At 37.6% G+C, this 24,904-nt stretch carries 22 protein-coding genes; 17 read left to right on the forward strand and 5 right to left on the reverse strand.

Annotated elements, in window-relative coordinates:
- Window positions 1-20: 20 nt before the first annotated feature.
- From pyrB to pyrE, 8 genes are read left to right on the forward strand one after another with little or no spacing between them, the layout of a single operon-like run.
- Window positions 21-935 carry an aspartate carbamoyltransferase gene (gene pyrB, locus ILT06_RS05740; protein WP_088047259.1) on the forward strand — a complete coding sequence of 305 codons (915 nt, stop codon included), beginning with the start codon at window positions 21-23 and terminating at the stop codon, window positions 933-935.
- Complete coding sequence (gene pyrC / locus ILT06_RS05745; RefSeq protein ID WP_088047260.1) at window positions 919-2,205, forward strand: dihydroorotase; 1,287 nt, start codon at window positions 919-921, stop codon at window positions 2,203-2,205. Before pyrB ends, pyrC begins: the two co-directional genes overlap by 17 nt.
- Entirely contained in the window at window positions 2,202-3,299 is a 1,098-nt protein-coding gene (locus ILT06_RS05750; protein ID WP_088047261.1) for a carbamoyl phosphate synthase small subunit, read from the forward strand. The genes pyrC and ILT06_RS05750 overlap by 4 nt, the downstream gene beginning before the upstream one ends.
- Window positions 3,284-6,502: a carbamoyl-phosphate synthase large subunit gene (gene carB, locus ILT06_RS05755; RefSeq protein WP_064474983.1), complete on the forward strand. Its 3,219-nt coding sequence runs from the start codon at window positions 3,284-3,286 to the stop codon at window positions 6,500-6,502. The genes ILT06_RS05750 and carB overlap by 16 nt, the downstream gene beginning before the upstream one ends.
- The gene (gene pyrK, locus ILT06_RS05760; RefSeq protein ID WP_000983346.1) at window positions 6,499-7,278 is read left to right on the forward strand and encodes a dihydroorotate oxidase B electron transfer subunit; all 780 of its coding nucleotides are present in this window, start codon (window positions 6,499-6,501) and stop codon (window positions 7,276-7,278) included. The genes carB and pyrK overlap by 4 nt, the downstream gene beginning before the upstream one ends.
- A complete protein-coding gene (gene pyrD, locus ILT06_RS05765; RefSeq protein WP_002121858.1) occupies window positions 7,275-8,186 on the forward strand; it encodes a dihydroorotate oxidase B catalytic subunit in 912 nt (303 codons plus the stop codon). The genes pyrK and pyrD overlap by 4 nt, the downstream gene beginning before the upstream one ends.
- A 2-nt stretch (window positions 8,187-8,188) precedes the next feature.
- Window positions 8,189-8,905, forward strand: a complete 717-nt coding sequence (gene pyrF / locus ILT06_RS05770) for an orotidine-5'-phosphate decarboxylase (protein WP_048563196.1) — start codon at window positions 8,189-8,191, stop codon at window positions 8,903-8,905.
- Entirely contained in the window at window positions 8,902-9,534 is a 633-nt protein-coding gene (gene pyrE, locus ILT06_RS05775; protein WP_064474984.1) for an orotate phosphoribosyltransferase, read from the forward strand. Before pyrF ends, pyrE begins: the two co-directional genes overlap by 4 nt.
- A gap of 113 nt (window positions 9,535-9,647) precedes the next feature.
- Here pyrE and ILT06_RS05780 read toward each other — a convergent pair whose 3' ends face one another.
- Window positions 9,648-9,902, reverse strand: a complete 255-nt coding sequence (locus ILT06_RS05780; RefSeq protein WP_064474985.1) for a YbeF family protein — start codon at window positions 9,900-9,902, stop codon at window positions 9,648-9,650.
- Between the two features lie 166 nt (window positions 9,903-10,068).
- Entirely contained in the window at window positions 10,069-11,454 is a 1,386-nt protein-coding gene (locus ILT06_RS05785) for a hypothetical protein (protein WP_222654920.1), read from the reverse strand.
- Between the two features lie 167 nt (window positions 11,455-11,621).
- Here ILT06_RS05785 and ILT06_RS05790 point away from each other — a divergent pair, with 167 nt between their 5' ends.
- Window positions 11,622-11,987: a YoqO family protein gene (locus tag ILT06_RS05790; protein ID WP_064474987.1), complete on the forward strand. Its 366-nt coding sequence runs from the start codon at window positions 11,622-11,624 to the stop codon at window positions 11,985-11,987.
- A 15-nt stretch (window positions 11,988-12,002) separates the two neighbouring features.
- Window positions 12,003-12,371, forward strand: a complete 369-nt coding sequence (locus ILT06_RS05795) for a YoqO family protein (RefSeq protein WP_064474988.1) — start codon at window positions 12,003-12,005, stop codon at window positions 12,369-12,371.
- A 32-nt stretch (window positions 12,372-12,403) separates the two neighbouring features.
- Here the strand turns inward: ILT06_RS05795 and ILT06_RS05800 are convergent, their stop codons facing one another.
- The 3 genes from ILT06_RS05800 to ILT06_RS05810 all read right to left on the reverse strand — a co-directional run bounded on the left by ILT06_RS05800 (window position 12,404) and on the right by ILT06_RS05810 (window position 16,135).
- Window positions 12,404-12,928, reverse strand: coding sequence for a DinB family protein (locus tag ILT06_RS05800; protein ID WP_064474989.1), 525 nt, complete (start codon window positions 12,926-12,928; stop codon window positions 12,404-12,406).
- Window positions 12,929-13,011: 83 nt separating this feature from the next.
- Window positions 13,012-14,082, reverse strand: a complete 1,071-nt coding sequence (locus ILT06_RS05805) for a M24 family metallopeptidase (protein ID WP_064474990.1) — start codon at window positions 14,080-14,082, stop codon at window positions 13,012-13,014.
- 343 nt (window positions 14,083-14,425) lie between these two features.
- Window positions 14,426-16,135 carry an Rqc2 family fibronectin-binding protein gene (locus ILT06_RS05810; RefSeq protein WP_064474991.1) on the reverse strand — a complete coding sequence of 570 codons (1,710 nt, stop codon included), beginning with the start codon at window positions 16,133-16,135 and terminating at the stop codon, window positions 14,426-14,428.
- A gap of 105 nt (window positions 16,136-16,240) precedes the next feature.
- On the opposite strand from ILT06_RS05810, the gene ILT06_RS05815 reads away from it, so the two are divergent.
- The 7 genes from ILT06_RS05815 to priA all read left to right on the forward strand — a co-directional run bounded on the left by ILT06_RS05815 (window position 16,241) and on the right by priA (window position 24,896).
- The gene (locus ILT06_RS05815) at window positions 16,241-18,964 is read left to right on the forward strand and encodes a calcium-translocating P-type ATPase, SERCA-type (RefSeq protein ID WP_064474992.1); all 2,724 of its coding nucleotides are present in this window, start codon (window positions 16,241-16,243) and stop codon (window positions 18,962-18,964) included.
- Window positions 18,965-19,063: 99 nt separating this feature from the next.
- Window positions 19,064-19,939 carry a YicC/YloC family endoribonuclease gene (locus ILT06_RS05820; RefSeq protein WP_064474993.1) on the forward strand — a complete coding sequence of 292 codons (876 nt, stop codon included), beginning with the start codon at window positions 19,064-19,066 and terminating at the stop codon, window positions 19,937-19,939.
- A gap of 67 nt (window positions 19,940-20,006) precedes the next feature.
- A complete protein-coding gene (gene remA, locus ILT06_RS05825) occupies window positions 20,007-20,270 on the forward strand; it encodes an extracellular matrix/biofilm regulator RemA (RefSeq protein ID WP_001251456.1) in 264 nt (87 codons plus the stop codon).
- A gap of 13 nt (window positions 20,271-20,283) precedes the next feature.
- On the forward strand, window positions 20,284-20,901 hold the full coding sequence (gmk, locus tag ILT06_RS05830; protein WP_001257740.1) for a guanylate kinase: 618 nt from the start codon (window positions 20,284-20,286) through the stop codon (window positions 20,899-20,901).
- Between the two features lie 2 nt (window positions 20,902-20,903).
- Window positions 20,904-21,116 carry a DNA-directed RNA polymerase subunit omega gene (gene rpoZ / locus ILT06_RS05835; RefSeq protein ID WP_000933964.1) on the forward strand — a complete coding sequence of 71 codons (213 nt, stop codon included), beginning with the start codon at window positions 20,904-20,906 and terminating at the stop codon, window positions 21,114-21,116.
- A gap of 172 nt (window positions 21,117-21,288) precedes the next feature.
- Window positions 21,289-22,494, forward strand: a complete 1,206-nt coding sequence (coaBC, locus tag ILT06_RS05840) for a bifunctional phosphopantothenoylcysteine decarboxylase/phosphopantothenate--cysteine ligase CoaBC (RefSeq protein WP_000911721.1) — start codon at window positions 21,289-21,291, stop codon at window positions 22,492-22,494.
- Window positions 22,491-24,896, forward strand: coding sequence for a primosomal protein N' (gene priA, locus ILT06_RS05845; protein ID WP_222654921.1), 2,406 nt, complete (start codon window positions 22,491-22,493; stop codon window positions 24,894-24,896). Before coaBC ends, priA begins: the two co-directional genes overlap by 4 nt.
- The last annotated feature ends 8 nt before the right edge of the window (window positions 24,897-24,904 follow it).

Below are 24,904 nucleotides of genomic sequence, written 5' to 3' on the forward strand. Positions count from 1 at the left end.
CAGAAAGATGAGGGATGACGATGAGCCATTTGTTAACGATGAGTGAATTATCGGAAGTAGAAATTTCAGAAATCCTAAAAGACGCAGAAGATTTCGCGAATGGAAAAGAGAGCAAACCGACAGAGCAAACTTTTGTTGCGAACTTGTTCTTTGAGAATAGTACGAGAACGAGATTTAGCTTTGAAGTTGCTGAGAAGAGATTAGGACTTGAAGTTTTAAACTTTTCAGCGGATGCATCTAGCGTACAAAAAGGAGAAACTTTATACGATACGATAAGAACACTAGAATCAATCGGAACAAAAGCGGTGATCGTCCGCCATGAGCAAGATCGCTACTTCGATGAACTAAAAGATCAGGTAAATATCCCAATCTTAAACGCTGGAGATGGATGTGGAAACCACCCAACGCAGTGCCTACTCGATCTTCTTACAATTAAACAAGAGTTTGGAAGATTTGAAGGATTAAAGATTGCGATAGTAGGAGATGTTCGTCATAGCCGAGTAGCACGTTCTAATGCAGAAGCATTAACGAAACTGGGTGCAACAATTTACTTTGCAAGTCCAGAAGAGTGGAAAGATGAAGACAGCACATTTGGAACATACAAACCATTAGATGAACTTGTTTCAGAAGTGGATGTAATGATGTTACTTCGTGTACAACATGAGCGTCATGATCATTATGAAACAGACATTATGAAAGAGTATCATGAGAAACACGGATTAACAGTGGAAAGAGAAAAGCGTATGAAAGAAGGAAGCATTATTATGCATCCAGCTCCTGTAAACCGTAATGTTGAAATTGCAAGTGAACTTGTTGAGTGTGAGCGTTCACGCATATTTAAACAAATGGAAAATGGAGTTTACGTAAGAATGGCTGTACTAAAACGCGCCTTACCAAATGTATTAGGAGGAATGAAACATGAATTACTTGTTTAAAAATGGTCGTTATATGAATGAAGAAGGAAAAATCGTAGTAACAGATCTTCTCGTACAAGACGGTAAAATCGCTAAGGTAGCAGAAAATATTACGGCAGATAATGCTGAAGTAATCGATGTGAACGGAAAGTTAATCGCACCTGGATTAGTAGATGTACACGTACATCTTCGTGAACCAGGTGGTGAACATAAAGAAACAATTGAAACAGGTACACTAGCAGCGGCAAAAGGTGGATTCACTACAATTTGTGCAATGCCAAATACACGCCCAGTACCAGATTGCAGAGAACATATGGAAGACTTGCAAAAACGTATTAAAGAAAAAGCGCATGTCAACGTACTACCATACGGAGCAATTACAGTACGCCAAGCTGGTTCTGAAATGACAGATTTCGAAACATTAAAAGAACTTGGAGCATTTGCTTTCACTGATGACGGTGTAGGCGTACAAGATGCTAGCATGATGTTAGCTGCTATGAAGCGTGCAGCGAAATTAAATACGGCAGTAGTTGCACACTGTGAAGAGAATACTCTTATTAATAAAGGTTGTGTACATGAAGGGAAGTTTTCTGAGAAACACGGATTAAACGGTATCCCATCAGTATGTGAATCTGTACATATTGCAAGGGATATACTGCTTGCTGAAGCGGCCGATTGTCACTATCACGTATGTCACGTAAGTACGAAAGGTTCTGTACGCGTAATTCGAGATGCGAAACGCGCTGGAATTAAAGTAACAGCAGAAGTAACACCTCATCACTTAGTGTTATGTGAAGATGATATCCCATCAGCTGATCCTAACTTTAAAATGAACCCACCGCTTCGTGGAAAAGAAGATCACGCAGCACTAATTGAAGGATTACTAGATGGAACGATCGATATGATCGCAACTGACCATGCACCGCATACAGCGGAAGAGAAAGCACAAGGAATTGAAAGAGCACCATTCGGAATTACTGGTTTTGAAACAGCATTCCCACTTCTATACACACACCTTGTGAAAAAAGGAATTATTACATTAGAGCAGTTAATTCAATTCTTAACAGAAAAGCCAGCTGATACATTCAGCTTAGAAGCAGGTCGCCTGAAAGAAGGTAGAACAGCTGATATTACAATCATTGACTTAGAACAAGAAGAAGAGATTGACCCAACAACATTCTTATCAAAAGGAAAAAATACACCATTCGCAGGTTGGAAATGCCAAGGATGGCCGGTAATGACAATCGTTGGTGGTAAGATCGCATGGCAAAAGGAGAGTGCATTAGTATGAAAAGACAACTTATCTTAGAAGATGGAACAGTATTAATTGGAAAAGGTTTCGGAGGAGAAATTGAAAAGTCAGGTGAGGTTGTATTCACAACAGGAATGACTGGATATCAAGAAACATTATCTGATCCATCATATTGCGGTCAAATCGTAACATTCACGTACCCATTAATCGGAAACTACGGCATCAACCGTGACGATTTTGAATCGATTCACCCATCTGTAAATGGTTTAATCGTAAACGAAATTTGTGATCATCCATCAAACTTCCGTAATGAAATTTCGTTAAATGATTACTTAAAAGAAAGAAATATCCCAGGGTTAGCAGGAATTGATACAAGAAAATTAACGAGAAAAATTCGTCAATACGGTACATTACGTGGACGTCTATGTAACATGGATGCAGATGTAGAATACATCGTAAGCCAATTAAAAGCGACAGTATTTACAGATCACGTGAAACGCGTATCAACGAAAGATCCATACCCAAGCCCAGGCCGTGGACACCGAGTTGTACTTGTAGACTTCGGAATGAAACATGGTATTTTACGAGAATTAAATAAACGTGACTGTGATGTAATTGTAGTACCTTACAATACAACAGCAGAAGAAATTTTACGCCTTAGCCCAGATGGAATTATGTTAAGTAACGGACCTGGAGATCCGAAAGATGTACCAGAAGCAATTGAAATGTTAAAAGACATTATCGGTAAAGTTCCTTTATTCGGAATTTGCTTAGGACATCAACTATTCGCTCTAGCATCTGGTGCGAATACAAGTAAGTTAAAATTCGGTCACCGTGGTTTAAACCATCCAGTAAAACATCTTGCAACTGGAAAAGTAGCAATTACATCTCAAAATCATGGTTACGCAGTAGAAGAAGAATCAGTTAAAAATACAGACCTTGAAATTACACATGTTGCTTTAAATGATGGAACAGTAGAAGGTCTTCGTCATACGAAGTTCCCAGCATTTACAGTGCAATACCATCCAGAAGCTTCAGCAGGACCAGAAGATGCAAATGATTTATTCGAAGATTTCTTAGAAATGATTGAAAACTTCAAGAAAGAAGGGGAAGAGTTATGCCAAAACGCCTAGACATTAACACAATTTTAGTAATCGGATCAGGACCAATTGTAATTGGGCAAGCAGCAGAGTTTGACTACTCTGGTACACAAGCTTGTCAATCTCTTAGAGAAGAAGGTTACAAAGTAATCCTTGTTAACTCTAACCCAGCAACAATTATGACAGATACTGCAACAGCAGATAAAGTATATATAGAACCATTAACATTAGAATTCGTAAGCCGTATCATTCGTAAAGAACGTCCAGATGCAATCTTACCAACATTAGGTGGTCAAACAGGTCTAAATATGGCTGTTGAACTTGCGAAATCAGGCATACTTGAAGAGTGCGGAGTTGAAATTTTAGGAACAAAATTATCAGCAATCGAGCAAGCGGAAGATCGTGATTTATTCCGTACACTAATGCAAGAATTAAATGAACCAATTCCATCTAGTACCATTATTCATACGCTAGAAGAAGCACATGAATTTGTAAAAGAAATTGGTTATCCAGTTATTGTTCGCCCAGCATTTACAATGGGGGGAACAGGTGGCGGAATCTGTAGTAATGAAGAAGAACTAATTGAAATCGTATCAGGTGGATTAAAACATAGCCCAGTAACACAATGTTTATTAGAGAAGAGCATTGCTGGTTGTAAGGAAATTGAATATGAAGTAATGCGTGATTCGAATGATAACGCGATTGTAGTATGTAACATGGAAAATATCGATCCAGTTGGGGTTCACACAGGTGATTCTATCGTTGTAGCACCGAGCCAAACATTAAGTGACCGTGAGTATCAAATGTTACGAAACACTTCATTAAGAATTATTCGCGCATTAGGAATTGAAGGTGGATGTAACGTTCAGCTTGCACTTGATCCACATAGCTTCCAATACTATGTAATCGAAGTAAACCCGCGTGTAAGTCGTTCATCTGCACTAGCATCTAAAGCAACTGGATATCCAATTGCGAAATTAGCTGCGAAAATTGCAGTTGGCTTAACATTAGATGAAATTATAAACCCAGTAACACAAAAAACATACGCTTGCTTCGAGCCAGCATTAGACTATGTTGTTTCAAAAATTCCACGTTGGCCATTTGATAAGTTTGAATCAGCAAACAGAACACTTGGTACACAAATGAAGGCAACTGGTGAAGTTATGTCAATCGGACGTAACTTAGAACAATCATTATTAAAAGCGATCCGTTCTTTAGAACTTGGCGTTTATCACTTAGAGTTAGAGCATTTAAAAGAGCTTAATAAAGAAACAATGAAAAAACGCATTATAAAAGCTGATGATGAGCGACTGTTTATTGTAGCAGAAGCAATTCGTCAAGGTGTAACGAAAGAAGAAATCAACGATTGGTGTGAAATGGACTTCTTCTTCTTACAAAAAGTTGAAAATATCGTAAACATGGAACGCGAAGTAAAAGCAAGTGTAGGAAATATGGAAGTATTACAATCAGCAAAAGAAATGGGCTTCAGTGACCATTACATCGCCAGTGCTTGGAACAAAACAGAGCGTGAAATTTACGATATGCGTAAAGAAAGCAATATAACTCCTGTTTATAAAATGGTAGATACTTGTGCGGCAGAGTTTGAATCTGCAACACCATACTACTACAGCACATATGGTGACGAGAATGAATCGGTTAGAACAGATCGTAAGAGTGTTGTCGTACTAGGGTCTGGTCCAATCCGTATCGGTCAAGGGGTTGAGTTTGACTATGCAACAGTTCACTCTGTATGGGCAATTAAAGAAGCTGGATATGAGGCAATCATTGTTAATAACAATCCAGAAACAGTTTCAACAGACTTCAGTATTTCTGACAAATTATACTTTGAACCATTAACAATTGAAGATGTAATGCACATTATCGATTTAGAAAAGCCAGAAGGTGTTATCGTCCAATTCGGTGGACAAACGGCAATTAACTTAGCTGCTAAATTAGAGGCTCATGGTGTGAAAATCTTAGGAACATCACTTGAAGATTTAGACCGTGCAGAAGATCGTGATAAGTTTGAAGCAGCTCTAACACAGCTTGGTATCCCGCAACCAGTTGGTAAAACAGCAACGACTGTAGAGCAAGCGGTAGCAATCGCTGACAAAATTGGTTACCCAGTATTAGTAAGACCATCTTACGTACTAGGTGGACGCGCGATGGAAATCGTATATCGTCAAGAAGAACTGCTGCACTACATGAAAAATGCGGTTAAAGTTCACGCAGATCACCCAGTATTAATCGACCGTTACATGGTTGGTAAAGAAATTGAAGTAGATGCAATTTCAGATGGTGAGAATGTGTTCATTCCAGGTATTATGGAACATATTGAACGCGCTGGAGTTCACTCTGGTGACTCAATCGGAGTATATCCACCACAAAGCTTATCTGAAAAACTGAAAGAACAAATTATTGAACATACAATTGCACTTGGAAAAGGTTTAAATATTGTTGGATTACTAAACATTCAGTTTGTAGTATTCAAAGATGAAGTGTATGTAATTGAAGTAAATCCACGTGCGAGCCGTACAGTACCATTCTTAAGTAAAATTACAGGCGTACCGATGGCGAATGTTGCAACGAAAGTTATTTTAGGTCAAGATCTTGTAGAGCAAGGATATGGAACTGGTTATCACCCAGAAGAGAAAGAAGTGTATGTAAAAGCACCGGTATTCTCATTCGCGAAGCTACGTTCAGTTGATACAACATTAGGACCTGAAATGAAATCAACAGGGGAAGTAATGGGGAAAGACTTAACACTTGAAAAAGCATTATACAAAGGGTTAGTTGCTTCAGGAATTAACATCCCAACGCACGGATCAGTAATCATTACTGTAGCGGATAAAGATAAAGAAGAAGCAATGGAAATTGCAAAACGTTTCCACGAAATCGGATATAACTTATTAGCAACAGCTGGAACAGCACAATCGTTAGCAGAGCAAAACATTCCAGTGCAAGTTGTAAATAAAATTGATTCTGAAGAATACAACTTACTTGATATTATCCGTCAAGGAAAAGCACAGTTTGTAATCAATACATTAACAAAAGGCAAACAACCAGCGCGTGATGGTTTCCGCATTCGCCGTGAATCAGTAGAAAATGGTGTGGCTTGCTTAACATCACTTGATACAACGAGAGCAATCTTACGAGTACTAGAATCTATGACATTCTCAGCTCATTCAATGAAAGAAATTACGCAAACGAAGCGTCACGAGGTGGTACATGCATGATGCAAAAGCAAAATATGATCGTCGTTAACCAAAAAGAAATCGCAAAAAACATTTACGAATTAGTGCTTCAAGGGGATCTTGTGCAGCAAATGAACGATCCAGGGCAGTTTGTACACATTAAGGTAGCAGAGGGCATTACGCCCCTTCTGCGCCGCCCAATTAGTATTTGTAATGTCGATCAAGACAAAAACGAATTTACAATGCTATATCGTGCGGAAGGACAAGGAACAAAAACATTAGCGAAAAGAAAACAAGGTGAACTTGTAGATGTGTTAGGACCACTTGGACATGGTTTTCCTGTAGAAGAAGCGGAAGCTGGACAAACGGCTCTATTAGTTGGAGGGGGAATTGGTGTACCACCACTATATGAATTGTCACAGCGTCTTGTAGCAAAGGGAGTACGCGTTATTCACATCTTAGGTTTCCAAACGAAAGATGTTGTCTTCTATGAAGAGAAATTCGCAGAGCTTGGTGATACGTATGTTGCAACAGTTGATGGTACGCACGGTACAGAAGGCTTTGTAACAGATGTAATTGATAGCTATGGAATTGACTTTGACATTCTATATTCATGTGGACCTTTAGCGATGCTTCGTGCATTAGAAGGACGCTATAAAGAGAGAAAAGCCTACATTTCATTAGAAGAGCGTATGGGCTGTGGCATTGGAGCATGTTTCGCCTGTGTATGCCATTTACAAGCAGATCCGAGTGGACATTCTTACAAGAAGGTGTGTAGCGACGGACCAGTATTTCCAATCGGGGAGGTTGTACTATGAACAGATTGCAAGTTGAATTACCAGGGTTATCATTAAAAAATCCAATCATCCCAGCATCTGGTTGCTTCGGATTTGGTCGTGAGTATGCACAGTTCTATGATTTAAGTGTACTTGGATCAATTATGATTAAAGCGACAACAGAACAGCCTCGTTACGGAAACCCAACGCCTCGTGTTGCGGAAACACCAGGCGGAATGCTAAATGCAATCGGGCTTCAAAATCCTGGATTAGAAAAGGTAATGAATTCTGAATTACCTTTTCTCGAGCAATTTGATCTTCCGATTATTGCAAATGTTGCTGGCTCACAAGCTGAGGATTATGTAGCAGTTGCGAAGGAAATTTCAAAGGCACCTAATGTTCATGCGCTAGAATTAAATATTTCTTGTCCAAACGTAAAAACGGGTGGTATCGCTTTTGGTACGAATCCTGAAATTGCTGCTGATTTAACGAAGCGAGTAAAAGAGGTTTCTGAAGTACCTGTATACGTAAAATTGTCACCGAACGTGGCAAACATTGTGGAGATTGCAAAAGCAATTGAAAATGCGGGTGCGGACGGTTTAACGATGATTAATACATTGCTTGGTATGCGTCTAGATTTAAAAACTGCAAAACCAATTTTAGCAAACCGTACAGGCGGATTATCAGGTCCTGCGATTAAGCCAGTAGCGATTCGTATGGTACATGAAGTAAGCCAAGCGGTTAACATTCCGATTATCGGAATGGGTGGTATCGAAACAGCGGAAGATGTAATTGAATTCTTCTACGCTGGCGCAAGCGCAGTTGCAGTTGGAACAGCGAACTTTATCGATCCGTTCGTATGTCCGACAATTATTGAAGAATTACCAGCATTACTAGATGAATTAGGATTTGATCACATTTCGGAATGTCAAGGAAGGAGTTGGAAGTAAGTATGTCACAGACGTTAATCGTTGCATTAGATTTTCCAGGGAAACAAGATGTAGAACAATTCCTGCGCCACTTTGAAGGGGAAGAGTTATTTGTCAAAGTAGGTATGGAGTTATTTTACAAAGAAGGCCCTGCGATTATTACGTACTTAAAAGAAAAAGGACATAAGATCTTTCTAGATTTAAAACTTCATGATATTCCGAATACAGTAAAAAGCGCTATGCGTAGCCTAGCTAGTCTAGATGTAGATATGGTAAATGTTCATGCTGCTGGGGGAAGCAGTATGATGAAAGCCGCGATTGAGGGATTAGAGGAAGGTAAGCAAGAAGGAAAAGAGAGACCGATTTGCATTGCAGTTACACAACTAACAAGCACTTCGGAAGCTATGATGAAAAAAGAGATCGGCATTGAGAAAACGTTAGAAGAAGCGGTTGCTCATTATGCAAAACTAACGAAAGAAAGTGGACTTGATGGCGTTGTTTGTTCAACACTGGAAGTTCCAAAATTACGTGAAGTATGCGGAAATGAATTTGTAACAGTAACACCGGGGATTCGTCTTGCAAGCGATGATGTAAATGACCAGGTGCGCGTAGCAACACCGAAACGTGCGAGGGAACTTGGCTCAAGCTACATCGTAGTTGGACGTAGTATTACAAAAGCAGAAAATCCGCTTGAAGCGTATAAAACAGTAAAACAACAGTGGGAAGGTGTAACAGTATGAAAAAAGAAATCGCATCGCATTTATTAGAAATTGGAGCAGTATTTTTACAACCGAATGATCCATTTACTTGGTCTTCAGGTATGAAATCACCAATTTATTGTGATAACCGTTTAACTTTATCTTATCCAAAAGTACGTCAAGCGATTGCAGCTGGATTAGAAGAGTTAATTAAAGAGCACTTCCCAACTGTAGAAGTTATTGCAGGAACAGCAACTGCTGGTATTGCGCACGCTGCATGGGTAAGTGATCGTATGGATTTACCAATGTGCTACGTACGTAGTAAAGCAAAAGGTCACGGTAAAGGGAACCAAATTGAAGGAAAAGCTGAAAAAGGTCAAAAAGTAGTAGTAGTAGAAGACTTAATTTCAACTGGCGGTAGTGCAATTACATGTGTAGAAGCACTTCGCGAAGCTGGATGTGAAGTATTAGGAATCGTATCAATCTTCACATACGAGCTAGAAGCAGGAAAAGAAAAACTAGAAGCAGCTAACGTAGCATCATACTCTTTAAGCGACTACAGTGCATTAACTGAAGTAGCAGCAGAAAAAGGTATGATTGGACAAGCTGAAATGAAAAAATTACAAGAGTGGCGTAAAAATCCAGCAAATGAAGCTTGGATTACAGCGTAACACGAAAAAAAACGACCGCGGGGGAACGCGGTCGTTTTTTATATTATTGTTAAAACTTCATGTAAAGTCCTATCGATATCAAAAAAATCATATTATAATCTCTTTACTAAATACTACTTAGTGCTTTCTGCAATCTCATATCCTCTCACAAACAATAGAGTCATATAAGAAACAATAAATGAGAAGATGCTGTACATGCCAACCCAAAAGAAAAATTTTGGAGTAAAGGCGATAACACCTATTATTAAAAAACTAGCAAACGTTACAATCGGCATTACGTAATACGTTTTCGTCTTGCGCGTTCCAATAACAGAAACGATAAAGATAAGTAATGGACAAATTAATAAGACGAAAATCAATTCATTCATAGTTATGTCCCCTTTTCTAATGGAAGTAATCTGTTTCTCGTAAACGTTTTGAAATAAATACTCTCTTAATATAATTTCGCTAATATATATATAATCCCTTTTGAAAGTCAGTAATAAATGATGGATTTCACAATAAGAAAAGTAAGCAAGAGAACACTTGCTTACTTTATAGAATAAACACCGCAACGATCGTGGTGACAATTAAGCCAATCACAACAGGTAAAAAGTTTCGGCGTGCGAGTTCAAATGGATCTACTTTACAAATGGCAGCGGCAGGAATAAGGGCCCAAGGAATTAAAGTCCCGCCTCCGGTCCAGATTGCTGCAATTTGCCCGAGTGCTGTTAATGTGGCCGTTCCGTGCCCCAGTGCTGTGCCGAAAAGATTGGCAATCGAACCAGCAAGTGATATACCGGAAAAGCCAGATCCATCTAACCCTGTTATGACACCAACGATAGTTAATGTTCCTGCTGATACATATTGGTTTAAAGGAACAGTTTGAGATAAGGCGATTCCTAAGTCGTTAATGATTCCGTGTGAACCTTTCGGTAAATAGTCCCCGATAATTTTTACAAAGCCGCTATCTCCTAAATAAAAGAGTGCAGCAATTGGAATAACTGGGCCGAAAATTTTAAATCCAAATTGGAGCCCTTCTATAAAGTAATCGGTCGTTTTATTCAGTCCATTTCCTTTGTAAGCGATGAGCGAAATAATGATAATCATAATAACAGTCGTCCCGCCGATAAGTGCAGTTGCGTCGCTTCCTTGTAGTTTAAATTGAATCATGCAAAGGATATCGATGGCATATACGATCGGAATACAAATAGCGAGCCATTTTTTTGTCCGAGGAGATAATGAAGTAAGCGTTTTAGAAGATTCAGTTGATGGGATAGATTCTTGTATAGATAAGCCTGTATGGAATTCTTTTCGTAAGAAGAAAAATGCGACGGAAGTTGTCACAATACCCATAACGATAACGAGGGGAACACTGGCAGAAACAACGCTGGAAACAGGAAGACCAGCAGCATCCGCTGTTAATTTCGGTGCACCTTGAATAACGAAGTCACCAGATAAGGCGATGCCGTGTCCGAATAAGTTCATAGCGATGGCAACTCCAATTGGCGGAAGACCGACGCGTACAGCCACAGGTAATAAAATAGCTCCCATTAAAGCGACAGCTGGGGAAGGCCAAAAGAAGAAAGAAATTGTCATCATTAAAAGGCCGATAATCCAGTAGGCGAGGGTAGGGGTACGAATCATCTTTGTAAATGGTGAAATCATCGTATCATTTATGCCAGTATGAACGAGTAGATTGCTCATTGATACGATAATAGAGATGATTAATATAGTTGGTAAAAGTTCAGTAATAGCGTAAATGAAACTTTGAAAAATACCGCTAACGGCAAGAGGGATAGAACTTGTAGCGGTTAATGCTAATAAAAAGATAAAAACGATACAAATAATCGTCGTATCTTTCCGGAGAATAAAAAAAGTAATAATAGTGAGTAAACAAAGAATATAGAGAGCATGCAACAGCGTTAATTCAACTCCCATAACATTCACATCCTTTAGGCATTCGTGTAGTTTATTGTATGAAAGCAGTAAAAGTATGTGAGTATAGGAAAAAGAAAAAAAGTGAAATTTCATGTACTGTAATGGTAAGAAGTAGAAATGGATGTTACAATACAATTAATCCTAAAAATGGAATTTAAAGAGGGCTTATGCGCAAAAAAATCGGGTTTTGGGGATTCATTATATCTTGTAGTCTATTAATCATTTTGAATCTGTTTACAAGCAATGAATGGATCAGTATCATACCTGTTTTCGGGTTTGTATTTATACTTTTATATAACTGGGATGATATAAAACAATATAGTAAGAAAAGTATCGGAATTATAATAGGTATCATTGTTGTTTGCTCATTTTTCGTAGGGTTTATTTTAATAGAAGGGCAGAAGCAAATGGAGAAAATGTCTATTTTTCAACAATGGATGTCATCTGCGAAGGGTTTTTATATTGTAATTGTATTTGTTATTTTACTAAGACTTGTTATAAGCATAGTAAGTTACATATTAAAGGAGAAGTAGAATGGGGGAGTACGAATGAGAGGGAAAATAGGGTATTATGGTGTGCTCGTTTGTTTACTATTATCAGTTATTTCAGGGCAATTTCTTAAAAGTGAATGGGTACCAATTATATGGTGTATAGGAGTATTGATATTTGCTCCCATGTATCGCTGGGATGAATGGAAAGCATATAGCAGAAAAAAGAAAATTGTTTTCAGCATCGAGTTTGTCATTATAATTAGCACGATTCCTTTTTTGTTATTGAAAGGAAATGAGATAATAGATGCAATTGTAATGTTTCAAGGGTGGTTATTTATTGTGAAATTGCTATATTTAATATGTATATTAATGTCGGTAGCGATAATCGCTAAAAAAGTAAACGAAAAGTTATTCGTTAATGAATAAAAGAAAGTGCCACCTTATCTGGTGGCACTTTCTTACTTTACTGAATGAGCTTTTTGCATCTTTTTAATTAAACGAATTTGTCCGCGATGATTGATTTCATCTTCAAAAACGTGAAACCATTTAAAGTAGTTATTTGCGGGTTTGTCATACCAGAAATCTGTCGTTTTAAATAGCCATTCATCAGGTAACGATTGAAAAGTCTCGATCGTTTTGGAACGTACTTCTTGCAATGTATGTATGTAAAATTCTATAGAGTTGCCTTTGATTTTCTCGCGTCCAAGATTCCCTAATTCAATAGCAGGTAACCACCGTTCTAATTCAGCTTCCGTTGGTTCACGGTCTTCAAAAGTATGAATTTGGTAGTAAAATTCAATAGCAGCCATATGGTACAAAAGCATACCAATTGAGTTTGCTTCCTCATCATATAAATAATCAAGTTCTTCAATTGTTAAACCTTCCACTGCTTGCATTGTTGTATAGCGAGCGTAATTCATCATGGAAACAATTTTGGAAAATTCAGGATGCAAACCATCTATCTTGTCGATTACAAAATTCAATTAAAATTCCCCCTCTTTAAACGATGACTCCAGAGAAAGAATTCTATGTGCAGAGAAAAACTCCTTTTAAAAAGGTCATGATTTTAACAAGGAATCACAATTAGTTCCCGATTTGATTTTGTAATAACTTCATATCCGTCTTTTGTGATGACAATATCATCTTCAATTCTACAACCGCCCCAGTTTGGTATGTAAATACCAGGTTCAACTGTAACAACCATACCTTCTTCTAAAGTAGCCTTACTTTCTTGGGATAGGCGAAGAGGTTCATGTATTTCTAACCCAAGACCATGACCAGTAGAGTGTCCAAAGTATTGACCGTATCCATGTTCTGTAATGTAATCTCTCGTTATATCATCGATACTTTTCGCAGTTTCTCCAGGCTTAATTGCTTTAGTTCCACGCTTTAACGCTTCTCGTACAACATTGTATATCTTTTTGAATTCTTCTGATGGTTCTCCGATTGCTACAGTACGAGTTATATCGGAACAATATCCATCGTAAAGTGCACCGAAATCTAATGTAACGATGTCGCCTCGCTCGATTATTTTATTTGATGCAACTCCATGAGGAAGTGAAGAACGAACGCCAGAAGCTACAATGATTTGGAATGAAGAGGATGTAGCCCCTTTTTTTCGCATGAAAAATTCTAACTCATCTCGTACATCATTTTCACTTATTCCTGGTTTTAGAAACGTAATGATGTGGTGAAATGCTTCGTCAGCAATATTAGCTGCGATTTTCATTGTTTCTATTTCCGGCATGTCTTTAATAATACGAATATTTTCGATGATTTCGCACACTTGAACCATTTCCACATGTACACATTTTTGTAAGTTTTTATATTGTTGCAATGTCATGTTGTTCTCTTCAATTCCGAGTTTTTGAATGTTTAATTTTGATACTTGATTTGCAATTTCTTTTTCTAAATTTCCTGTATGCATAATAATTTCAGCATCTTTTATTTGTGATTTCGCTTGATCTACATAGCGAAAATCAGTTATAAAAACAGCTTTATCCGCAGAGATTAAGACGACGCCAGCACTACCTGTAAAGCCTGTTGCATATTGGCGATTTTCTTTTTTTGTAATGAGTAACCCGTCAATTTCATAGTTTTGTAGTTGATTTTGGATTTTATTAATTTTTAAAGTCATGTTAATTCCCCCTATTCACAGTATTTAATAAAGCAAATAGTGTGCCAAAATGTATATTTGAAGAAAGGATAGTAGGGAAAACATATATTTTAGGGGAGATAAGAAAATAGCCCGCCATTTGTGGGAGACGGTTTGTTTATAAAATTCAGATTGCTTCAATAAATAGCAGGGGGATGAAAAAATATTGATTGGAGTTACACTTGTACTTTATTTACATGCTGTAAAAAATTTTATACAAATGTGAAATGACACTGTCAATTTTTTTGACAATATTGAATGGATATAGCAACTAAATTGAAAATAAATAAAAAATGCGTTGCTTATAAGCAACGCATTTTTTTATTTACGCTTTTAATTTCATTACAGTATCAGCATCAGGTGTTACATATACGGTTTGCTGATTGTCGTACGTAACAAAACCAAGTTTTGCACCACTCGGTTTTTTGACATGGCGTATTTTGGTGAAATCTACAGGAACAGAACTAGAATCTTTTGCTTTACTGAAATAGGCAGCGATTTTAGCAGCTTCTAACACAGTTTCTTCGGTAGGTTCAAGAGAACGAATGACAACATGAGACCCAGGGATATCTTTCGTATGTAACCAAATTTCATCACGACGGGCAAACTTCGTTGTTAAATAATCATTTTGCTTGTTGTTTTTACCGACGAAAATTTCTGTGCCATCACTTGCTAAATATTTGTCCAATACTGGTTTAGTAGGCTTTTTCTTTGCGTTTTTCGTTTTACGATTACGCATATAACCTTCTTCAGCTAATTCCTCACGAATTTCTTCAATATCTTTTGAAGAAGCAGCTTCCATTTGTTGAAGTAAGCTATCAAAATAAAGAATTTCTTCATTTGTTTTTTCAATTTGTTCTTCTACAACAACAACTGAATTTTTCGCTTTTTGGTACTTTTGGAAATAGCGTTGCGCATTGTCAGATGGTGTTTTTAAAGGATCTAATGTAATTTTTACAGTTCCGCCATTTTCGTCGTAATAGTTAACGACTTCAATATCTTTATCACCTTTTTTCAAAGCGTACATATTGGCTGTAAGTAGTTCTCCAAATAGTTGATATTTATCTGCTTTTCCGGCATCCTGTAATGTTTTTTCTAGTTTAATGAGTTTCTTCACATTTTTATTTTTTTCGTTTTGCATAAAGCGCTCTAAATCATAAGCTTGTTGTTTTACACGGTCGCGCTCTGCTTTTCCGAAAAAGAAACGGTCTAGCAATTCACTAACAGATGAAAATATCTTACCTTCTCCTTGCAAGTGTGCAAGAGGGAAAAGATAAAAGAATTCTTTCCCATTTGAAGTAGTCATTGTTGGTGAATATGTATGAGTTAGTAATGGTTTTTGTATGGAGAAAAATGCGTCCGCTAATGCTTTTTCATTTACCATACCTGCTTTTTTCACTACTTCTTTTGCGAATAACGGCGATATTCCCGTAAAGGTGCCGACAAGCTGTTTATCCATGTTTCCAGATAGAAAGTCTAGCGGTCTAATAAATTCATCATTTGTTTCAATCTGAAGTGGGTTAATTTTATGTTGTGCTGGTGGTGCAATATATTCAGCTCCAGCGTATACAGTTCGATGGCGGTTTACTGCTAAAGAAACGTGTTTTAAGCTATCTAAAATATTGTTTGTTTTTGTGTCTACCAAAATGATGTTACTATGTCGTCCCATTATTTCAATTACTAATGTTTTTAGCGATTCATCACCAATTTCATTTCTGCTACGAACGGTGATTTGAATAATGCGCTCTAAATCAATTTGTTCAATTTTTTCAATGAAACCACCTTCTAGATGCTTGCGGAGAAGCATACAAAACATTGGCGGAAGTGCAGGTGAATCGTAATTTTGATTTGTTAAGTGTAAACGTGCATATGTCGGATGAGCGGAAAGAATTAGTTTTTGATTTTTTCCGTTTGCTCGAATATGTAATAAAATCTCGTATTTTGAAGGTTGATATATTTTGGAAATTCTTCCTGTGTAAAGAGAATTTGCAATTTCATGTGTAATTGCTCTTGTAAATAATCCATCGAATGCCATAAATGAACACTCCTTTCTAACTAAAAGTTAATTATAGCATTTTTTTGGACGAGGCTGAATAAGCTTTCAATAGAGTATGTCTGGAATCAGGAGGTCGATAGCGGGATGAACTGGTATGGAATGCGCGCACACGAAGTGGAAGAAAGAACGAATACGAATGTGAAGGTTGGACTTACAGAGAAGGAAGCAGAAGGGCGAATAAAAAAATTTGGTACAAATGAATTAGATGAAGCCAAAAGGCCTTCTGCACTGATGGTATTTTTGGCGCAGTTTAAAGATTTTATGGTACTTGTTTTATTTGGTGCAACAGTAGTTTCGGCTTTTTTAGGGGAATACATTGATTCTATTGCGATTGTTGCGATTGTTATTATCAATGGTATTCTTGGCTTTTTTCAAGAAAGAAAGGCTGAAAAATCACTGGAAGCTTTAAAAGAGCTAGCCGCCCCGCAAGTTACTGTAATGCGGAATGGAAAGTGGGTAAAAGCACCGTCTAAAGCACTTGTTTTAGGTGATATCATTAAATTTTCTAGTGGTGATCGTATTGGGGCGGATGTACGTCTTGTTGAGGCATCAAGTTTATATATCGAAGAATCAGCTTTGACAGGAGAGTCAGTACCGGTGCAGAAGAAGGTAGAAGCTCTGCAGGGGCAAGATGTTTCAATTGGTGATCAAAAAAATATGGCTTTTATGGGTACGATGATTACACGAGGAGCTGGAACAGGGGTCGTTGTAGCAACTGGTATGAATACAGCGATGGGCCAAATTGCAAATATGTTACAAAATGCAGAGCAAATGGAAACACCACTGCAAAGAAGATTAGAGCAACTCGGGAAAATATTAATTATTGTGGCTCTTATTTTGACAGCGCTTGTCGTATTAGCCGGTGTGTATCAAGGGAATGAAGTGTACCATATGTTTTTAGCAGGCGTGTCGCTAGCTGTTGCTGCTATTCCTGAAGGATTACCAGCAATCGTTACAGTAGCTTTATCGCTTGGTGTACAGCGTATGATTAAAAAGAGAGCAATTGTAAGGAAGTTACCAGCGGTAGAAACGTTAGGGTGCGCTTCTGTTATATGCTCTGATAAAACAGGAACAATGACGCAAAACAAAATGATGGTAACACATATGTGGTCAGGTGGAGAGTTATGGAAAGTGACGGGTCAAGGGTATGAACCTAATGGCTCTTTTTTGAAAGGTGAAAAAGAATGTGATCCAGCTAAAACAAAAGCATTGTATCAACTACTCACATTTGGTTCACTATGTAATAACGCAAATATTATTCAAAAGAAAAAGGCGTATGTATTAGATGGAGATCCAACTGAGGGAGCACTAGTAGCTGCAGCAATGAAGGCGGGGATAACGCGTGAGGCACTGAAAGGGAAATTTGAAATCATTCGTGAATTTCCATTCGATTCAACTCGAAAAATGATGAGTGTTATTGTGCGAGATAGAGAGGGGAAAAAGTTTCTTGTTACGAAGGGAGCACCAGATGTCCTCCTGCAAATGAGTCAAACGATTTTATGGGGGGATAAGCAACAACCGATAAGTGAGTTGTATAGAAAAGAAGTACAGGCGGCTATTCATAGTTTAGGTAGTCAAGCGCTTCGAACAATTGCAGTTGCATTTAAGCCATTAAAAGTAACAGATTCTATTGAACATGAAAGAGACGTTGAAAAAGATTTTATGTTGGTCGGGATACAGGGAATGATTGATCCGCCAAGACCAGAGGTAGAACAGGCTGTAAAAGAGTGCAGAGAAGCTGGTATTCGAACAGTGATGATAACAGGAGATCATAAAGTGACAGCAATGGCAATTGCGGAACAATTAGGGGTTTTACCACCTGGTGGACGTGTTGTTGAAGGAGTAGAACTCGCGAATATGGATGTAGAGGAACTAGAAAGTGTTGTAGAAGACACGTATGTATTTGCTCGAGTATCACCTGAACATAAATTGAAAATTGTTAAGGCGTTGCAAAATAAAGGGCATATAGTAGCGATGACAGGTGATGGAGTAAACGATGCTCCGGCTATAAAAACAGCGGATATTGGGATAGCGATGGGAATTACAGGGACAGACGTTGCGAAAGAAGCGTCTTCTCTTGTTTTGCTAGATGATAACTTTGCTACGATTAAATCAGCAATTAAAGAAGGTAGAAATATATACGAGAATATACGTAAGTTTATCCGTTATTTATTAGCATCGAACGTAGGAGAAATTTTAGTCATGTTATTTGCAATGTTACTTGCATTACCGCTGCCGATGGTTCCCATTCAAATTTTATGGGTGAACTTAGTTACTGACGGATTACCGGCGATGGCATTAGGATTGGATAAGGCGGAAGGAGACGTGATGAAGAGAACGCCGCGTCATCCGAAAGAAGGGGTATTTGCTAGAGGGCTTGCCTGGAAAATTATAAGTCGTGGCTTTCTAATTGGAGCAGTGACGTTAGTGGCGTTTATTATTGCATATAATCAACATCCAAATGAATTGAAATATGCACAAACTGTGGCGTTTGCGACGTTGGTACTTGCACAACTTATTCATGTATTTGACTGCCGAAGTGAACATTCTATCTTCCACCGTAATCCGTTTGGGAACGTGTATTTAGTAGGAGCGGTTATCATTTCTTTACTGTTAATGTTAGTGGTTATATATTACCCACCGCTACAACCGATCTTTAGTACAATGCCAATACAAGCGAGAGATTGGTTGTTAATTGGAGGTTTGTCATCAATTCCGACCTTCTTATTAGTAGGTTCTTTATTAACAGGGAAAAAGGGGAAGAAGGAAAAGCCAATATTATATAAGAAGGGATTAAACTTGAAATAGTCAATGATATGAAAATGTGATATAATTTACAGAAGGTAGTAGAGCCTTGTCTCTATTACCTTTTTCATTGAGTTATTTCATGGCTTGGATGTGATAAAAATGATTTGTAGTATGACAGGATTTGGAAGATCGAAAGTAGAAAATGATACTTTTCAAATTACAGTAGAAATGAAATCGGTGAACCACCGTTTTCTAGAGATGAGTATTCGACTTCCGAAGCAAATGATGATATTTGAGGACAAAATTCGTAAAATAATTGCAGAACAAGTTCGGCGTGGACGCATTGAAGTGTCTATTAGTATAACGGGTGAAGGACTTGTTGAAAGAAAATTAAGTGTGAATTGGTCGCTTCTTGAGCAGTACCAATTGATTATGGAAGATATAAAAGGAAAATTTCAATTACAAGATTCTATTACACTTCAGCAATTAATGGAAATGCCAGAAGTAACAGCGATTGAAGAAGTAGAAAATGTAAATGAACAATTTGAGAACGGTTTATATGAGGCTGTTCGCCAAGCTGCTCATATGTTAAAAACGATGAGAGATGGCGAAGGAGAACGATTACATAAAGATATAGCGTATCGTTTACAAGAGATTCACAATTGTGTAAATGCAATTATTCCGCATGTACCGATTGTTACACAAAAATATCGTGAACGATTAGAAAATCGCTTAAAAGAATTACATAATCAAGATCTAGATGAACAAAGATTGTTAACAGAAGTCGCAATCTTTGCAGAGCGTTGTGATATTCACGAAGAGTTAGTTCGTTTGCAAAGTCATTTAGAGCAATTTCGTGAAACACTGCAGATTGAAGAGCCTGTTGGAAGGAAAATGGATTTCATCGTGCAAGAGATGCATAGAGAAATTAATACGATTGGTTCTAAGGCAAATGACTTAACAATTTCAAAATATGTTGTAGAAATGAAAAATAACCTTGAAAAAATTCGTGAACAAGTACAAAATATTGAGTAGCTTTCAAAAAATATATAAAGTTATACGTGGTGGAGAAATCGGATAGACTTACTAGGAGGCGCAAACTATGGCCATGCGGTTTTTAAATATTGGATACGGAAATATTGTATCTGCTCATCGAATTATTGCTATTGTAAGTCCGGAGTCAGCTCCTATTAAACGAACAGTACAGGAAGCACGCGAACATAATGCTTTGCTTGATGCTACGTATGGGAGAAAAACAAGGGCGGTTATTGTTATGGATGATGGGCATGTGGTATTAAGTCCAATTCAGCCAGAGACGATTGCACATCGTTTGAATAATAAAGAAGATTTAAGTGAGGAAGGGTAGGTTTTACATATTTATGAGAAGTAGAAGAGGATTGCTCATCGTTCTTTCAGGACCTTCTGGGGTTGGTAAAGGAACGGTTCGAAAAGAGCTATTTAGTCATGAGGATACACGTTTTCAGTACTCCATTTCAGTAACGACACGTAAGCCACGTGAAGGTGAAGTTGATGGTGTGGATTATTTCTTTAAAGAGAGAGAAGAATTTGAGGAAATGATTCGTAATGAAAAATTACTTGAGTGGGCTGAGTTCGTAGGTAATTATTACGGAACACCAATCGACTATGTTGAAAAAACATTACAAGAAGGAAAAGATGTATTCTTAGAAATTGAAGTGCAAGGAGCAATTCAAGTTAAGAAAGCTTTCCCAGAAGGTGTATTTATTTTCTTAGCACCTCCAAGTTTATCTGAACTAAAGAACCGTATTGTCGGCCGTGGTACAGAAACTGAAGATGTTATTGAAAATCGTTTAACGGTAGCGAAAGAAGAAATCGAAATGATGGACGCTTACGACTATGTTGTAGAAAACGATCAAGTTGAATTAGCTTGTGAAAGAATTAAAGCAATTGTGGTTGGTGAACATTGCCGCCGCGAAAGAGTAGCAAAATATTATAAAGAAATGACGGAGGGTCTATAATTATGTTAAATCCATCAATTGATTCATTATTAACAAAAATCGATTCTAAATATACACTTGTAACAGTAGCTGCAAAACGTGCGCGTGAAATGCAACTTGCTGATAACTGTGTTATCGAGCAACCTGTTTCTCATAAATGTGTAGGTAAATCATTAGAAGAAATCGATGCAGAAGTATTAAAATATGTACCAAGCGAAGACAAAATCATCGATTAAGGCATTCTTTTCGACAAATTAAAACATAGACTTTATAATTTTCTATGTAACGGTAACAACCTATTTACAAGTAGGTTGTTATTTTTTTACGATAGGGAAGAAATATTGGTACTGACGAGCTGGGAATTCTGTTTCAGTATTATAAGTTTGAAAAAGAAAGAGGACGAGCCATATGCTAAAAGGGAAAAAGATACTTCTATGTGTAACAGGAGGCATTGCGGTCTTTAAAGCGGCTGCGTTAACTAGTAAATTGACACAAGCTGGTGCTATTGTAAAAGTAATGATGAGTGAGTCTGCAATGAAGTTTGTTACGCCTCTTACATTTCAAGCACTTTCTCGCCATGACGTATATACAGATACATTCGATGAGAAAGACTCGGCTGTTATTGCACATATCGATTTAGCAGATTGGGCAGATGTAGTACTTGTTGCACCTGCTACTGCCAATTGTATTGGAAAGTTAGCTGGTGGTATTGCAGACGATATGATTACAACTACTTTGTTAGCTACTACAGCCCCAGTGTGGATTGCACCTGCTATGAATGTGCATATGTATGAAAATAAAATTGTACAAAAAAATATGATGACGTTAAAAACGTTAGGATATACATTTATTGAGCCTGGAGAAGGTTTTTTAGCGTGTGGTTATGTTGCGAAGGGAAGACTAGAAGAACCAGAAGCAATTATTGCACGGTTAGAAGAGGCTTTTTCAGAACAAAAACCATTGCAAGGAAAAAAAATATTAATAACTGCCGGCCCAACTCGTGAAAAGATTGATCCAGTGCGTTTTATGACCAATTTTTCTTCTGGGAAAATGGGATATGCAATTGCGGAAGTGGCAGCGAACTTAGGTGCTGATGTCATACTTGTTTCGGGACCGACAGCATTAAACCCACCATTACATGTAAATACGGTACAAGTGGAATCTGCACAAGATATGTTAGAAGTAGTTCTGCAACAGTATCAAAACGTAGATGTTGTCATTAAAACAGCAGCAGTTGCAGATTATCGCCCGAAATATGTTCATGATAATAAAATGAAAAAGAAAAATGGTGATGCTGTAATCGAACTCGAGAGAACAGTAGATATTTTAAAAACGTTAGGTGAGATGAAGGATAAACAGTTACTTATCGGTTTTGCGGCTGAAACGACAAAGGTAGAGGAATACGCGACAAAAAAATTACGTGAGAAAAATGCGAATATGATTGTTGCGAACGATGTAAAGGCACAAGGAGCTGGATTTGGTACAGATACAAACATTGTAACAATGTATAGAAAAGATGGAGAAGTTATCGAGTTACCACTTTTAACGAAGAAAGAGGTTGCTCGTGAAATATTAAAGCAAATTGAAATGATGTTAGAAGATGATCGTCTATGAAATTTGCAAGTGTAATTGTTGATGTACCTGCACGTCAGACAGATCGACCATTTGATTATATTATCCCTAAAAAGTGGGAAGATATTGTCCAGACAGGCATGCGTGTAGTAGTTCCATTTGGCCCAAGGAAATTGCAAGGCTTTATTATTGGGATCAAAGATTCGGCTGAAGTAGAAAGTAAGAAGCTAAAGACAATCCATGAAATATTAGATGTAACACAAGTTTTAAACGAGGAATTATTAAAGCTTGGATATTGGCTTACAAGCGAAACGTTATGTTATATGATTTCAGCCTTTCAAGTCATGCTTCCAACGGCGATAAAAGCTACGTATAAAAAGCGTCTACAACTTCGTAAACAAGAAGAAGTAGCACTTGAACTACTGTTTTTATTTCAAGACAAAGAAGCGATAGATTGGGAAGCTATTGAGACGCAGCCGCATCTATACCGAACGATTCAACAAGAAATTAAAAATGGCACGATTGAAGTTGTTTATCAGGTAAAAGATAAAGTGCAAAAGAAGAAACAAAGAGTCGTTCAACCTGAGTTGTCAGAAGATCGATTGGAATTAGCAGCATTTGAACTGAAAAGTAAAAAACAACAAGATGTACTCTATTATTTTGTGGAAAATTATAAAAGTGTGCCGTTGAAAGTGATAACAGAAGAGTTGCAAATAACAGACGCTCCGATTAAGGCACTTGTTAAAAAGGGGCTAATTTCAGAAAAATATGTGGAAGTGTACCGAAATCCGTATGACGATGATGATTTTGAACAAACGAAACCATTCCCACTTACGGAGGAACAACAGCAAGTTATTGCACCGATTTTATCATCAATTACAAATGAAACTTACAATCCATTTTTACTATATGGTGTTACAGGAAGCGGAAAAACAGAAGTATATTTACAATCTATAGCAGCGGTGCTCGCGAAAGGGAAAGAAGCTATTGTGCTTGTTCCTGAAATTGCACTAACGCCTCAAATGGTAGATCGTTTTAAAGGCAGATTTGGCTCGCAAGTTGCGGTTCTTCATAGTGCGCTGTCTGTTGGAGAAAAATATGATGAATGGCGTAAGATTTTAAGAAAAGAAGTGAAAGTTGTAGTTGGTGCACGTTCAGCTGTATTTGCTCCTTTTGAAAATTTAGGGATTATTATTATTGATGAGGAACATGAATCGAGCTATAAGCAAGAAGATAATCCGAGGTATCATGCAAGGGATGTAGCTGTGTGGAGGGGGCAATATCATAAATGTCCTATCGTTCTTGGTAGTGCAACACCGACACTTGAATCGTTTGCAAGAGCGAAAAAAGGTGTGTATGAATTACTAACGATGGAAAAACGTATGAATAAACAAGCTTTACCAACAGTAGAGATTGTTGATATGCGTGAGGAACTTCGTGACGGGAATCGTTCCATGTTTTCGAAGGCATTGCATGAAAAAATAGCAGATCGATTAGAAAAGAAAGAACAGATGGTGCTCTTTTTAAATAGAAGAGGTCATTCTACATTTGTTATGTGCCGTGATTGTGGGTATGTTGTACAATGTCCGCACTGTGATATCTCGCTGACATATCATAAAATGAACCATCGTTTAAAATGTCATTACTGCAGTCACGAAGAGAATATGCCGACTGAGTGTCCTGCTTGTCAAAGTACATATATTCGTTTCTTTGGTACAGGTACACAAAAGGTAGAAGAAGAAATTACAAAACTATTTCCAGAGGCACGAGTCATTCGAATGGATGTAGATACGACAAGTCGCAAAGGAATGCATGAAAAATTATTAAAGGCGTTCGGGGAAGAAAAAGCAGATATACTACTTGGAACACAAATGATTGCGAAAGGGTTAGATTTTCCTAAAGTAACGCTTGTCGGGGTTTTAACTGCAGATACGATGCTTCACTTACCTGATTTTCGAGCGAGTGAAAAGACGTATCAGTTATTGACGCAAGTAAGTGGACGAGCAGGCAGACATGAATTGCCAGGGGAAGTTATAATTCAAACGTATACACCAGAACATTACAGTATAGAGTTAGCAAAGAACCAACAATATGATGTGTTTTTTGACCAAGAAATGCAAATGAGACGAACAAGACAATATCCACCTTATTACTATGTTGTACTTGTAACAGTATCGCATCCAGAATTATTAAAGGCAGTGCAAGTGACGGAAAAAATTGTCGGTCATTTACGGGCACACTGCACGCAGCAAACAATGGTGTTAGGACCGGTTGCTTCAGCAATTCCAAGGATAAAAGATAGATATCGTTATCAATGCATGATAAAATACAAACGGGAACCAAACTTAAAGAACGTGCTCAAAATGGTAAATGAACATTATCAAGCAGAAATGCAAAAAGAGCTACAAATCTCAATTGATTTTAATCCAACAATGTTAATGTAGCGGAGGGA

The sequence above is a fragment of the Bacillus sp. 17RED48 genome, from assembly GCF_019837545.1.
Classification (GTDB): Bacteria; Bacillota; Bacilli; order Bacillales; family Bacillaceae_G; genus Bacillus_A; species Bacillus_A wiedmannii.

Excerpts from the sequence above, each read along its gene's own strand:
- ILT06_RS05805 (WP_064474990.1), bottom strand. The coding sequence starts at position 14,082 with ATGACTTTAAAAATTAATAAAATCCAAAATCAACTACAAAACTATGAA.
- pyrB (WP_088047259.1), top strand. The coding sequence starts at position 21 with ATGAGCCATTTGTTAACGATGAGTGAATTATCGGAAGTAGAAATTTCA.
- ILT06_RS05795 (WP_064474988.1), top strand. The coding sequence starts at position 12,003 with ATGAGAGGGAAAATAGGGTATTATGGTGTGCTCGTTTGTTTACTATTA.
- ILT06_RS05815 (WP_064474992.1), top strand. The coding sequence starts at position 16,241 with ATGAACTGGTATGGAATGCGCGCACACGAAGTGGAAGAAAGAACGAAT.
- pyrD (WP_002121858.1), top strand. The coding sequence starts at position 7,275 with ATGAACAGATTGCAAGTTGAATTACCAGGGTTATCATTAAAAAATCCA.
- priA (WP_222654921.1), top strand. The coding sequence starts at position 22,491 with ATGAAATTTGCAAGTGTAATTGTTGATGTACCTGCACGTCAGACAGAT.
- ILT06_RS05810 (WP_064474991.1), bottom strand. The coding sequence starts at position 16,135 with ATGGCATTCGATGGATTATTTACAAGAGCAATTACACATGAAATTGCA.
- pyrK (WP_000983346.1), top strand. The coding sequence starts at position 6,499 with ATGATGCAAAAGCAAAATATGATCGTCGTTAACCAAAAAGAAATCGCA.
- coaBC (WP_000911721.1), top strand. The coding sequence starts at position 21,289 with ATGCTAAAAGGGAAAAAGATACTTCTATGTGTAACAGGAGGCATTGCG.
- rpoZ (WP_000933964.1), top strand. The coding sequence starts at position 20,904 with ATGTTAAATCCATCAATTGATTCATTATTAACAAAAATCGATTCTAAA.
- pyrC (WP_088047260.1), top strand. The coding sequence starts at position 919 with ATGAATTACTTGTTTAAAAATGGTCGTTATATGAATGAAGAAGGAAAA.
- carB (WP_064474983.1), top strand. The coding sequence starts at position 3,284 with ATGCCAAAACGCCTAGACATTAACACAATTTTAGTAATCGGATCAGGA.
- ILT06_RS05785 (WP_222654920.1), bottom strand. The coding sequence starts at position 11,454 with ATGGGAGTTGAATTAACGCTGTTGCATGCTCTCTATATTCTTTGTTTA.
- ILT06_RS05780 (WP_064474985.1), bottom strand. The coding sequence starts at position 9,902 with ATGAATGAATTGATTTTCGTCTTATTAATTTGTCCATTACTTATCTTT.
- pyrE (WP_064474984.1), top strand. The coding sequence starts at position 8,902 with ATGAAAAAAGAAATCGCATCGCATTTATTAGAAATTGGAGCAGTATTT.
- ILT06_RS05750 (WP_088047261.1), top strand. The coding sequence starts at position 2,202 with ATGAAAAGACAACTTATCTTAGAAGATGGAACAGTATTAATTGGAAAA.
- remA (WP_001251456.1), top strand. The coding sequence starts at position 20,007 with ATGGCCATGCGGTTTTTAAATATTGGATACGGAAATATTGTATCTGCT.
- ILT06_RS05790 (WP_064474987.1), top strand. The coding sequence starts at position 11,622 with ATGCGCAAAAAAATCGGGTTTTGGGGATTCATTATATCTTGTAGTCTA.
- ILT06_RS05820 (WP_064474993.1), top strand. The coding sequence starts at position 19,064 with ATGATTTGTAGTATGACAGGATTTGGAAGATCGAAAGTAGAAAATGAT.
- pyrF (WP_048563196.1), top strand. The coding sequence starts at position 8,189 with ATGTCACAGACGTTAATCGTTGCATTAGATTTTCCAGGGAAACAAGAT.
- gmk (WP_001257740.1), top strand. The coding sequence starts at position 20,284 with ATGAGAAGTAGAAGAGGATTGCTCATCGTTCTTTCAGGACCTTCTGGG.